The 11,466-nt window shown below is 57.9% G+C and carries 13 protein-coding genes and 1 other RNA gene; 9 read left to right on the forward strand and 5 right to left on the reverse strand.

Annotated features, from left to right (window positions below; all coding sequences use genetic code 11):
* Positions 1-3: 3 nt before the first annotated feature.
* Complete coding sequence (locus AC1RO5_RS26430) at positions 4-1,044, reverse strand: NADP(H)-dependent aldo-keto reductase (protein ID WP_493178524.1); 1,041 nt, start codon at positions 1,042-1,044, stop codon at positions 4-6.
* 245 nt (positions 1,045-1,289) lie between these two features.
* Between AC1RO5_RS26430 and rplM the strand changes: the two genes are divergently transcribed.
* From rplM to AC1RO5_RS26465, 7 genes are all read left to right on the forward strand, one after another.
* Positions 1,290-1,718 carry a 50S ribosomal protein L13 gene (rplM, locus tag AC1RO5_RS26435; protein ID WP_007939824.1) on the forward strand — a complete coding sequence of 143 codons (429 nt, stop codon included), beginning with the start codon at positions 1,290-1,292 and terminating at the stop codon, positions 1,716-1,718.
* A gap of 14 nt (positions 1,719-1,732) precedes the next feature.
* A complete protein-coding gene (gene rpsI, locus AC1RO5_RS26440; RefSeq protein ID WP_003228056.1) occupies positions 1,733-2,125 on the forward strand; it encodes a 30S ribosomal protein S9 in 393 nt (130 codons plus the stop codon).
* A gap of 267 nt (positions 2,126-2,392) precedes the next feature.
* The gene (gene petA, locus AC1RO5_RS26445) at positions 2,393-2,986 is read left to right on the forward strand and encodes a ubiquinol-cytochrome c reductase iron-sulfur subunit (RefSeq protein WP_007939825.1); all 594 of its coding nucleotides are present in this window, start codon (positions 2,393-2,395) and stop codon (positions 2,984-2,986) included.
* Positions 2,986-4,197, forward strand: coding sequence for a cytochrome b (locus AC1RO5_RS26450; protein WP_018930119.1), 1,212 nt, complete (start codon positions 2,986-2,988; stop codon positions 4,195-4,197). The genes petA and AC1RO5_RS26450 overlap by 1 nt, the downstream gene beginning before the upstream one ends.
* Positions 4,197-4,979, forward strand: coding sequence for a cytochrome c1 (locus AC1RO5_RS26455; RefSeq protein WP_258672392.1), 783 nt, complete (start codon positions 4,197-4,199; stop codon positions 4,977-4,979). The genes AC1RO5_RS26450 and AC1RO5_RS26455 overlap by 1 nt, the downstream gene beginning before the upstream one ends.
* 150 nt (positions 4,980-5,129) lie before the next feature.
* Positions 5,130-5,747: a glutathione S-transferase N-terminal domain-containing protein gene (locus tag AC1RO5_RS26460; protein WP_007905304.1), complete on the forward strand. Its 618-nt coding sequence runs from the start codon at positions 5,130-5,132 to the stop codon at positions 5,745-5,747.
* Positions 5,748-5,763: 16 nt separating this feature from the next.
* A complete protein-coding gene (locus AC1RO5_RS26465; RefSeq protein WP_007939829.1) occupies positions 5,764-6,177 on the forward strand; it encodes a ClpXP protease specificity-enhancing factor in 414 nt (137 codons plus the stop codon).
* A 53-nt stretch (positions 6,178-6,230) separates the two neighbouring features.
* Here the strand turns inward: AC1RO5_RS26465 and AC1RO5_RS26470 are convergent, their stop codons facing one another.
* The 4 genes from AC1RO5_RS26470 to AC1RO5_RS26485 form a co-directional block, all read right to left on the reverse strand.
* Complete coding sequence (locus AC1RO5_RS26470) at positions 6,231-6,809, reverse strand: BON domain-containing protein (RefSeq protein WP_413696170.1); 579 nt, start codon at positions 6,807-6,809, stop codon at positions 6,231-6,233.
* Positions 6,806-7,399, reverse strand: a complete 594-nt coding sequence (locus tag AC1RO5_RS26475) for a phosphoheptose isomerase (protein WP_007904374.1) — start codon at positions 7,397-7,399, stop codon at positions 6,806-6,808. Before AC1RO5_RS26475 ends, AC1RO5_RS26470 begins: the two co-directional genes overlap by 4 nt.
* A gap of 104 nt (positions 7,400-7,503) precedes the next feature.
* A complete protein-coding gene (locus AC1RO5_RS26480) occupies positions 7,504-7,866 on the reverse strand; it encodes a YraN family protein (protein WP_007904371.1) in 363 nt (120 codons plus the stop codon).
* Complete coding sequence (locus AC1RO5_RS26485; protein ID WP_493178526.1) at positions 7,866-9,677, reverse strand: penicillin-binding protein activator; 1,812 nt, start codon at positions 9,675-9,677, stop codon at positions 7,866-7,868. The genes AC1RO5_RS26480 and AC1RO5_RS26485 overlap by 1 nt, the downstream gene beginning before the upstream one ends.
* Positions 9,678-9,854: 177 nt before the next feature.
* Between AC1RO5_RS26485 and rsmI the strand changes: the two genes are divergently transcribed.
* Positions 9,855-10,760, forward strand: coding sequence for a 16S rRNA (cytidine(1402)-2'-O)-methyltransferase (gene rsmI / locus AC1RO5_RS26490; protein ID WP_493178587.1), 906 nt, complete (start codon positions 9,855-9,857; stop codon positions 10,758-10,760).
* A 76-nt stretch (positions 10,761-10,836) separates the two neighbouring features.
* Positions 10,837-11,190: RNase P RNA component class A (gene rnpB, locus AC1RO5_RS26495), an RNA gene on the forward strand.
* Positions 11,191-11,466: the final 276 nt, after the last annotated feature.

The following is an 11,466-nucleotide window of genomic DNA, read 5'->3' on the forward strand; positions in this document are numbered from 1 at the left end:
AAGTTACGGTGCCGGACTCGGCTGATCCTGGTGAATCGCCTCAATGCCTGCCAGCACTTCATCCGACAGCTTCAAATCGATGCTGGCAATGTTGCTGTCCAGTTGCTCAAGCGTCGTGGCGCCAATGATGTTGCTGGTTACGAACGGTTGCTGCGTGACGAACGCCAGTGCCATCTGCGCCGGGTCCAGGCCGTGTTCACGAGCCAGTGCCACGTAACGGCTGCACGCTGCTTCCGACTGCGGGTTGAAATAGCGGCTGAAGCGGCTGTAGAGGCTCAGCCGACCTTTTGGCGGACGCGCGCCACCTTCGTATTTGCCCGACAGAAAGCCGAACGCCAGTGGCGAGTAGGCCAGCAAGCCGCACTGTTCGCGGATGGCGATCTCCGCCAGGCCGACTTCGAAGCTGCGATTGAGCAGGTTGTAGGGGTTCTGGATGGATACCGCGCGCGGCCAGCCCCGGGCTTCGGCGAGGGCGAGGAAGCGCATGGTGCCCCACGGGGTTTCGTTGGACAGGCCGATGTGGCGGATCTTGCCGGCCTTGACCTGCTCGTCCAGCGCTTCGAGGGTGTCTTCCAGTGGCGTCAGATTGGCTTCGATCTTGTGCTTGTAACCGAGCTGGCCGAAGAAATTGGTGCTGCGTTCCGGCCAGTGCAACTGATACAGGTCGATGTAGTCGGTTTGCAGGCGCTTGAGGCTGGCATCCACGGCTTCGCTGATGTGTTGGCGGTTGTGCCGCAGGTTTTTGTCACGGATGTAGTCGATGGTGTTGCCGGGGCCGGCGATCTTGCTCGCCAGGATCCAGTCGGCGCGATCGCCGCGACGTTTGAAGTAGTTGCCGATGTAGCGCTCGGTGGTGGCGTAGGTGTCGGCTTTGGGTGGCACCGGGTACATCTCGGCGGTGTCGATGAAATTGATCCCGGCGCCCTTGGCGCGTTCGATCTGGGCGAAGGCTTCAGCCTCGCTGTTTTGCTCGCCCCAGGTCATGGTGCCGAGGCAGATGGCACTCACGTTCAGATCGGTACGGCCTAGCTGGCGATAGTCCATCGGGTGCTCCTTGGGCAAAACAATCATAAAAGCAGGTTGAAATATTTTTCGCAATCTGCATAATTGCGCACCTCTTTCTGCAGTGGAAGTGATGCGCCGCCGCCGAAGAATCTTGCCGTTGAACGGACGCGCCGACCCGAGCCCCCGAAAGCGTCTGTATCCGGCTGCCTTTGACTTGTCAAAGTACGCACTATTCAGTAAGATCCGCCGTCTAATTTACAGGGCGGCCCCTGAGGCTATAAAGAATGAAAACTTTTACTGCTAAACCGGAAACAGTAAAGCGCGACTGGTTTGTCGTCGACGCTGCTGGTCAGACCCTGGGTCGTCTGGCCACTGAAATCGCGAGCCGTCTGCGTGGCAAGCACAAGGCTGAGTACACTCCTCACGTTGACACCGGCGACTACATCGTCGTAATCAACGCTGAGCAAGTACGTGTTACTGGCGCTAAAACCACTGACAAAATGTACTACTCCCACTCCGGTTTCCCGGGCGGCATCAAGTCGATCAACTTCGAAAAGCTGATCGCTAAAGCCCCTGAGCGCGTGATCGAGACCGCGGTCAAAGGCATGCTGCCTAAGAACCCGCTGGGTCGCGACATGTATCGTAAGCTGAAAGTCTATGCGGGCGCTGCTCACCCTCATACTGCTCAGCAGCCCCAAGAACTGAAGTTTTAACGGAATAGTTCATTATGTCGGCGACTCAAAATTACGGCACTGGCCGTCGCAAGACTGCAACCGCACGCGTTTTCCTGCGTCCGGGCACTGGTAACATCTCCATCAACAACCGTTCGCTGGATAATTTCTTCGGCCGCGAAACTGCCCGCATGGTAGTTCGTCAGCCGCTGGAATTGACTGAGACTGTCGAGAAGTTCGACATCTACGTCACCGTGATCGGCGGTGGTGTAAGTGGTCAAGCTGGCGCAATCCGCCACGGTATCACTCGCGCTCTGATGGACTACGACGAAACTCTGCGCTCTGCTCTGCGCAAAGCCGGCTTCGTAACCCGCGATGCACGTGAAGTTGAACGTAAGAAAGTCGGTCTGCGTAAAGCGCGTAAGCGTCCGCAGTACTCGAAGCGTTAATTCGCTTTTACGTTCAAAAAGAACGCCCAGTTTCCTTGCGAAGCTGGGCGTTTTTTTATGGGCGCTATTTATCAACGAATTACGCTGTGACAACTTGCCACATCCGCAGAGGCCCTATACTACAAGGCTTGGCAGTGGAGCCCTTCGGTAATTACCTTGTCAGAATTGGGGCTTTTCATTACCATTCGGCAAAATTTTTATAAGTTCAGATTTTTACTTAGTAGACGCCTGATTTAACAGGCCACAAAGCTGATGGGAGAGGACTGAATGAGCAATGACGGCGTGAATGCAGGCCGGCGTCGCTTCTTGGTAGCAGCCACATCCGTGGTGGGTGCTGCAGGAGCGGTGGGGGCTGCGGTCCCGTTCGTGGGGTCATGGTTTCCCAGTGCCAAGGCGAAAGCCGCAGGTGCACCGGTGAAAGTGAATGTCAGCAAAATCGAGCCGGGCCAGCAAATGATTGCTGAGTGGCGCGGCCAGCCGGTATTCATCGTCCGCCGTACCGAGGAAATCCTGGGGAATCTGAAAAAGATTGAGGGCCAGTTGTCTGACCCCGCCTCCAAGAACTCGACGCAACCGACCTATGTCGACCCGCAGACGCGTTCGATCAAGCCAGAAGTTCTGCTGCTGATCGGCATCTGCACTCACTTGGGTTGCTCACCGACCTTCCGTCCGGAAGTAGCACCTGCCGATCTGGGCAAGGATTGGGTCGGGGGCTATTTCTGCCCTTGCCACGGTTCCCACTACGATTTGGCTGGCCGCGTCTACAAGTCGCAACCCGCGCCTTTGAACCTGCCAGTTCCCCCGCATTCCTATGAGACCGATGACATCATTGTCGTTGGCGTCGATACGGAGAAAGCGTGATGAGCAAGTTCATGGATTGGGTTGATGCGCGCTTCCCCGCGACCAAAATGTGGGAAGACCATCTCAGCAAGTATTACGCCCCGAAGAACTTCAACTTCTTCTATTTCTTTGGCTCCCTGGCGCTGCTCGTTCTGGTCAACCAGATCGTTACCGGTGTCTGGCTGACCATGAGCTACACCCCGTCGGCGGAAGAAGCATTCGCTTCCGTCGAATACATCATGCGCGACGTCGAGTACGGCTCGATCCTGCGTCTGTTGCACTCCACCGGCGCTTCGGCGTTCTTCATCGTGGTTTATCTGCACATGTTCCGTGGCCTGCTCTACGGTTCGTACCAGAAGCCGCGTGAGCTGGTGTGGGTGTTCGGCATGCTGATCTACCTGGCGCTGATGGCTGAGGCCTTCATGGGTTACCTGCTGCCGTGGGGCCAGATGTCCTACTGGGGTGCCCAGGTGATCATCTCGCTGTTCGGTGCGATCCCGGTCATCGGTAACGATCTGACCCAGTGGATCCGTGGTGACTACCTGATTTCCGGTATTACCCTGAACCGTTTCTTCGCCTTGCATGTGGTTGCCTTGCCAATCGTGATCCTCGGCCTGGTGGTGTTGCACATCCTGGCGCTGCACGAAGTCGGTTCGAACAACCCGGACGGCGTGGACATCAAGAAACACAAAGACGAAAACGGCGTACCGCTGGACGGCATTGCCTTCCATCCGTACTACACCGTGAAAGATATCGTCGGCGTGGTGGTGTTCCTGTTCATCTTCTGCGCGATCGTGTTCTTCTTCCCGGAAATGGGCGGCTACTTCCTCGAGAAGCCGAACTTTGAAGTGGCGAACGCCTTCAAGACCCCTGAGCACATCGCTCCGGTATGGTACTTCACCCCGTTCTACGCGATTCTGCGGGCAGTTCCGGACAAGCTCCTGGGTGTTGTTGCCATGGGTGCTTCGATTGCCTTGCTGTTCGTCCTGCCCTGGCTTGACCGTAGTCCGGTCAAGTCCATGCGCTACAAGGGCTGGCTGAGCAAGATCTGGCTCTGGGTATTCTGCATCTCCTTCGTGATTCTTGGCTGGCTGGGCGTCATGGCGCCTACCCCGGAACGTACGTTGCTGTCGCAGGTATGTACCTTCCTGTACTTCGCCTACTTCATTCTGATGCCGTTCTACACCAGGCTCGAGAAGACCAAACCGGTTCCGGAAAGGGTGACTGGCTGATGAAAAAACTATTTGCTGTACTGATTCTTGCTGCTCTGCCAGCACTGTCCTTCGCGGCTGAACATGGTGGTCCCGAGCTGGAAAAAGTCGACATCGATGTTTCCGACAAGGCTGCCATGCAGGATGGCGCACGTACGTTTGCCAACTATTGCATGGGCTGCCACAGTGCCAAGTTCCAGCGCTACGAGCGTGTCGCCGATGACCTGGGCATTCCTCACGAGCTGATGCTCGAGAAGCTGGTGTTCACTGGCGCCAAGATCGGCGACCACATGAGCATCGGCATGCAGCCGGCTGACGCCAAGACCTGGTTTGGTGCAGCGCCACCCGATCTGACACTGGTGGCTCGCGTTCGTGGCACCGACTGGCTCTATGGCTACCTGCGTTCGTTCTATGAAGACCCGTCGCGTCCATGGGGCGTGAACAACAAGGTGTTCCCGAACGTCGGCATGCCTAACGTTCTGGTCGGCTTGCAGGGTCGTCAGGTGGTAGGCTGTAAACAGGTTCAAATCGTCGAAGGCGGCAAGAAGCAATTCGATCCGTTGACCGGTACCGCTTTGACTCATGAAGCCTGCGATCAGCTGACTGTATTGCCGAAAACCGGTACGCTGACCGAAGAGCAGTTCGACGAGAAGGTCAAGAATCTGGTGACTTTCCTGGCCTACTCGGCCAACCCGGTGAAGCTGCAGCATCAGCGCATCGGTACCTATGTGTTGCTGTACCTGGCGTTCTTCTTCGTATTCGCTTACTTGCTCAAGCGTGAATACTGGAAAGATGTCCATTGATAACGTTGTAAGCCATTGCTGTTAATCGCGCGCGCCCAGGGGCGTCTCTGAAGGTGTAACGAGTCTGGTGAGCCAGGCGTTACGGGAGGCGCCCTCTGGGCGCGCGTGTTTTTCCGTTTCCGATAATTTCAACAAGCGAGGAGGACCGCCATGGGCGTGACCAATCGGTTGGCCTGTTACTCCGACCCCGCCGACCACTATTCCCACCGAGTGCGCATCGTACTTGCAGAGAAGGGTGTCAGCGCCGAGATCATTTACGTGGAGGCTGGTCGTCAGCCGCCTAAACTGATTGAAGTGAACCCTTACGGAAGCCTGCCCACCCTGGTCGATCGTGACCTGGCGTTGTGGGAGTCGACCGTGGTGATGGAATATCTGGATGAGCGTTACCCGCATCCGCCACTACTGCCGGTTTATCCCGTGGCGCGTGCCAACAGTCGTCTGCTGATTCATCGCATTCAGCGTGACTGGTGTGGTCTGGTGGATCTGATTCTGGATTCGCGGACCAAGGAAGCAGCCCGCGTGGTAGCTCGTAAAGAGCTGCGCGAAAGCCTGACAGGCGTGTCGCCGTTATTCGCCGACAAGCCGTTTTTCCTCAGTGAGGAACAAAGTCTGGTGGATTGCTGCCTATTGCCAATACTCTGGCGATTGCCGATTCTGGGTATAGAACTGCCGCGGCCTGCCAAGCCGCTGCTTGATTACATGGAGCGCTCGTTTGCGCGTGAGGCTTTCCAGGCGAGTCTGTCTGGTGTCGAACGCGATATGCGCTAAGGCTTAAGGAGCCGCTATGAACTCCAGTCGACCTTATCTGGTCCGCGCGCTCTACGAGTGGATTGTGGACAACGATTGCACCCCGCACATGCTGGTCAATTCCGAGTATCCGTCGGTGCAGGTGCCTCAGGGTTTTGCCAGTGACGGGCAGATAGTCCTGAACGTATCCCCGGCTGCCGTGCGTCATTTGCACATGGATAACGAGGCGGTCAGTTTCGAAGGGCGCTTCGGTGGCGTGCCGCATACCCTGTACGTGCCTATCGCGTCGATCCTGGGCATTTACGCTCGGGAGAACGGCCAAGGCATGGTGTTCGATATGGAATCGCCTCTGGACGACGAGGAAGAGATCGAGCCGGATGATGATATCCCGCCACCCGACAGCGAGCCGCCGCGTCCCAGTGGTCGGCCGAGTTTGAAGGTGGTGAAGTAATAAAAAAGGCGATCCGGATGGATCGCCTTTTTTATTACTGCAGGAGGGATGTATCAGTCGATGTACTCAAACAACTTCACAATCTTCTGCACGCCGGAAACGCCTTGCACCAGATTGGTCGCCTGCGCCGCTTCCTGCTTGGTCAGCAGGCCGAGTAGATAAACGATGCCGTTTTCGGTCACAACCTTGATGCGCGAGCCCGGGATGGAAGGATCGGTGAGCATCTGGGTTTTGATCTTGGTGGTCAGCCAGGTGTCGTTCTGGCGCGCCAGCAGCGAGGAGGGCTGCAGCACTTGCAGTTCGTTATGCACCTTCTTCACGCGCTGAACGGAGGCGGCGACCTGTTCGGCCTTGGCCTTGAGGTCGGCGCGCGGGGTTTGCCCGGCCAGCAGCACCACGCCGTTGAAGCTGGTGACAACGATGTGCGAGTCGTTATCCAGGGCTGGATCGGCCTTGGCAATGTTCACGCCGACCTTGGTATCGATCAGAGAGTCGTCGATTTTGCTGCCGAAGGTGCGGGTGCCACGGTCATCGTCGATCGGCGCTTCACGGCTGGCGTTAACCACCGAGGTGCAGCCGCTGATGCCGAGGCACAGGGTCAAGGCCAGAAGGCCTAGGCGATTAGGGGTCATTCTTCACTCCCGAACAGTTGGCTGTCGATCAGATCGCAAAGGCAATGGATCGCCAGCAGGTGGACTTCCTGAATACGTGCAGTGACATTGGCCGGTACGCGAATCTCGACGTCCTCCGGCAAAAGCAGTGACGCCATGCCGCCGCCATCACGACCCGTCAATGCTACGACAATCATTTCGCGATCATGTGCGGCCTGGATCGCTTGAATAATGTTCGCCGAGTTGCCGCTGGTGGAAATGGCCAGCAATACGTCACCCGGTTGACCGAGGGCGCGGATCTGTTTGGAGAAGATTTCGTTGTAGCTGTAGTCGTTGGCGATCGAGGTGATCGTCGAGCTGTCGGTGGTCAGCGCAATGGCCGGCAGGCTCGGGCGCTCGCGCTCGAAGCGGTTGAGCAGTTCGGACGAGAAGTGCTGTGCGTCACCGGCGGAACCGCCGTTGCCGCAGGACAGCATTTTGCCCTCGTTGAGCAGGGCGTTGACCATGACCTGGCTGGCTTGCTCGATGTGCGGTGCAAGTACGTCCATCGCCTGTTGCTTGGTGTCGATACTGGCCTGAAAAAGCTGGCGAATTCGCGATTGCATGTCCATCTGTGTGACCTTAATTAGCGCGGCTACTCGGCACATGAATGTGCAGCCCGCAAAGCAAAGAGCAAAAGTGTTGGGTGAAGGTGTCCGGTTCGGGGCGCAAGCGATCAGCTGTCGAAGGCATTCTGCAACCAGTTCAACTGATCAAGGTTGCTGTCGATGGCAACCACGTCGAAGCGGCAAGGGGAATTGGCCCAACGCGACTCGCGCTGAAGGAAATACTGCGCGGCGAAAATCAGTTTTTGCCGTTTGCGCCCATCGATGCTATCGAGCGCGCCACCCCATTGGGTGTTCTTTCTGTAGCGGACTTCGACGAATACTACTGTATCGCCATCAAGCATGACCAGATCAAGCTCGCCGCGTTTACATAACCAGTTCTGCGCCAGCAGGCGCAGACCTTGTTGCTGAAGATGCTCGAGCGCATGGCGCTCGGCATCCTTACCGCTTTGCTGGCGTGACCTGTCGGGCATCAGCGCGAGGTGTCCGGCAGGCGTTGAACCTGACCGTTGACGAACTCTGCCCATGGCAACTGACGCACGACCCGTTGATTCTGAGTCATGCCCAGGCTGCCCGATTGACCTTCGATGCGGCTGTCCGGCAAGGCCTTGAGTTGCCCCAGGCGTGGTGCCAGGCGATAGGCGTCAACGCCCATCGCGTATAGACGACCCAGGCTGCCAGCGGCTTGTGGCCATTGTGCGGTGACCTGTTTACGCAGCGGGTCGTTGGCATCCAGCAGCCATGGGGTTTCGCAGAAGCGAATACCGTTCATGTCGTTGTACTGGTTCTGGTCGCCGCTGGCGCTGAACACGTGGGAGGTGGCGTAAACCGGCACGTCACCCGCGTACTGGAAGTTCAGGGTCGGTTTGATCTGTTGAGCCTGTTGCGGCGTCGCGGCCAGGAAGATGAACTCGATATCCTGACGACGCGAAGGCTGGGCGGCTACCTGCGAGCCAACGGTGTTTTGCAGGCTCTTGGCGCGGCCTTCGCTCTGGCGCAGCTGGAACATGTCGGCAATTTGCTGGGCCAGTTGCACCGGTTGGTCGACGCGCTCGGTCGCGACAATGCTGCCACCGTTGGCTTGCCAATCCTGGCTGAACGCCCTGAGTACGCGGTCGCCCCATTCGCCTTTCGGCACCATGATGGCGGCGCGATGCAGGCCATCGGCGCGCGCACGACGGGATACTTCGCGGGCTTCGTCTTCAGCGGCCAGGCCAAATTGGAACAGCTGGGCCGGACCTTGTTCGCCTTCGCTGTAGTTCAGTGCCAGGGTGGTGATCGGCAGTTGCGGGCGAGCGCTGAGCTGCTTGACCAGCGGTTTTTCCAGCGGGCCGACCACCAATTGCACGCCGTCGGCCTGGGCCTTGCGATAGAACTCGTCGAGGGAGGTCAGGCGCGAGCTGTCATAGAACTCGATGGCTGGCGGCTTCTGCCCGGCTTGTTGCGCCTGGTAGTGCGCGGCCATGAAGCCTTCGCGCAGTGCTTTGCCGACCGAAGCCAGCGGGCCGTCCTGCGGTAGCAGCAGGGCAATCTTGCTCAGGGGCTGGCTTGCCAGTTCCTTGAGTTTGGTCAGTGGCAGCGGCAACTGGATGGCGGCCGGGTGCTTTGGGTTCTTCGCGCGCCAGTCGTCGATCGCCGCTTGCTGCTGTTCCAGGGTGCCGGCGGTTTTCACCGCCCGGGCCAGGCTTAACCAGCCACCGAGGTCGTCGTCGGTGGTCGGCTGCAATTGCTCGGTCGGCAGCGAAGCGATCAGGGTCCAGATGGCTTCGTGGTTTTTGCTCGCGGCTTGATCGCTCAGCATGGGGGCGATGAAGATGCGCTCCCGTGCGGCGGCCAGGGTCTGGCCGTCGGCCTCAAGGGCGCGGGCATGAACGGTGCCAGTGCGAACCTGTTGCTCGACCGGCAGTTCGCCCAGGCGTTGCAGGCTCGGATGGCTCAGGGCTGTCAGCGCCGCTTTGGGCTGGTTGCGCACCATGGCCAATTCAGCCGCCAGGGTGCTGGCGAAGACTTGTTGACCAGGCTTGAGTTGTTCCATCGGTACTTGTTGCAGGATTTGCGCGGATTGGCCGGCATTGCCCTGACGATAAGCCAGGTCTGCCGCGCTCAAGCGCAGCAAGGCCGCCTTATCCGGCGTTTTACTTTGAGCGGCCTGTTCGAGCAGTTGCTCGATACTGGCATCCGGGGTCCGTGGTAGTTCGCCAAGGCTGGAGGAGGGCGAGCTGGCGCAAGCCGCCAGCAAGGCAGCGAGGCAGAGGGCAGAGAACAGCCGCAGGCAAGCGATCATGTAAGTGTTCCTGATACTCGATCAAATAAGCGTGGAATTGTACCCAAGCGCTGGCCGGGGCGCGATGTTACTGGCGTGAATCGATCAATTTAGCTCGTGCAAATGTTGCGGCACTGCACAAAAGGCTGGAAAACCGAGGGTTGCTTGCAGGTATCGCGAATGTCGCTACGCGCTACAATGGCGGCTTTTACCGATCATGAGGTGTGCGCTTTGACTGCTCCAGGTGCTTTGAATTCCGCTGCTGGCTCGCTTTATGTGGTGGCGACGCCCATCGGCAACCTGGACGACATCAGTGCGCGTGCGCTGAAGATCCTGCGCGAGGTTTCGTTGATTGCTGCTGAAGACACTCGCCATTCCCAGCGATTGATGCAGCACTTCGGCATCCCCACACCGCTGGCGGCCTGCCATGAACACAACGAACGGGATGAAGGTAGCCGCTTTATCACTCGCTTGCTCGCTGGCGACGATGTGGCATTAATCTCCGATGCCGGGACGCCGCTGATTTCCGATCCGGGTTATCACCTGGTGCGTCAGGCCCGTGCCGCAGGGATTAATGTGGTGCCGGTTCCGGGTGCCTGTGCATTGATTGCGGCACTCTCGGCGGCGGGGCTGCCATCGGACCGTTTCATCTTCGAAGGGTTTCTACCGGCCAAGGCTGTCGGCCGGCGCGCTCGCCTGGAACTGATAAAAGAAGAGCCGCGCACGCTGATTTTTTATGAAGCTCCACACCGCATCCTTGAATGCCTGCAAGACATGGAGCTGGTATTCGGCGCCGATCGTCCGGCATTGCTGGCGCGTGAGCTGACCAAGACCTTCGAAACCCTTAAAGGCTTGCCGCTGGCCGAGTTGCGTGAGTTCGTCGAATCGGACAGTAACCAGCAGCGCGGCGAGTGCGTAGTGCTGGTGGCCGGCTGGTCTGCTCCCGAGACTGAGGACGCTGTCAGCAGCGAAGCCATGCGTGTTCTCAACCTGCTTCTTGAAGAGATGCCGCTCAAGCGTGCGGCGGCATTGGCGGCGCAAATTACCGGCGAGCGCAAGAATGTGCTCTATCAGGTTGCGCTGGATAAGCAGAAGGGCGAGTAAAAAAGCGACGCGCAGCGCCGGCCAGAGGCTTTTAGAGCTTGTTCTTCGGCCGCTCTGCCGTTAACCTTCGCGGCGGAGAGTCGATCGGACAGTCGCTGCCCTCTATGAAAATTAGGGGGGGGAGGAAAGTCCGGGCTCCATAGGGCGAAGTGCCAGGTAATGCCTGGGAGGCGTGAGCCTACGGAAAGTGCCACAGAAAATAACCGCCTAAGCGCTTCGGTGCCGGTAAGGGTGAAAAGGTGCGGTAAGAGCGCACCGCACGTCTGGCAACAGTTCGTGGCTAGGTAAACCCCACTTGGAGCAAGACCAAATAGGGTCCCAAGGCGTGGCCCGCGCTGGGACCGGGTAGGTTGCTAAAGATGTCCAGTGATGGCCATCGTAGACGAATGACTGTTCAAGACAGAACCCGGCTTACAGATCGACTCTCCACCTTTTTTCTTCTCTGCTTCAATCATTGGCAGCGATATGCGTAATGGCAATTTCCCTCCCTGCTGAATCAATAGCAGAAGCGCTTTTGTAATACCGAAAAAATCTTACTCTTAACAAACTACTTTAATTTCTGAGTGCAGCCTTCTGTGCTGACTCAAGTTATTGAACAAATTCACTCGTCAGATTCTCGTTCCCCCTCCTTTTACGCTCCTAAATCTCCGTTCTGTAAGGCTTTTCCTTCTATCCGCGCCTTGACGGTGTGGTGGGCGCATTCCTA

It is taken from the genome of Pseudomonas sp. GW822-FHT02G04 (assembly GCF_058802085.1).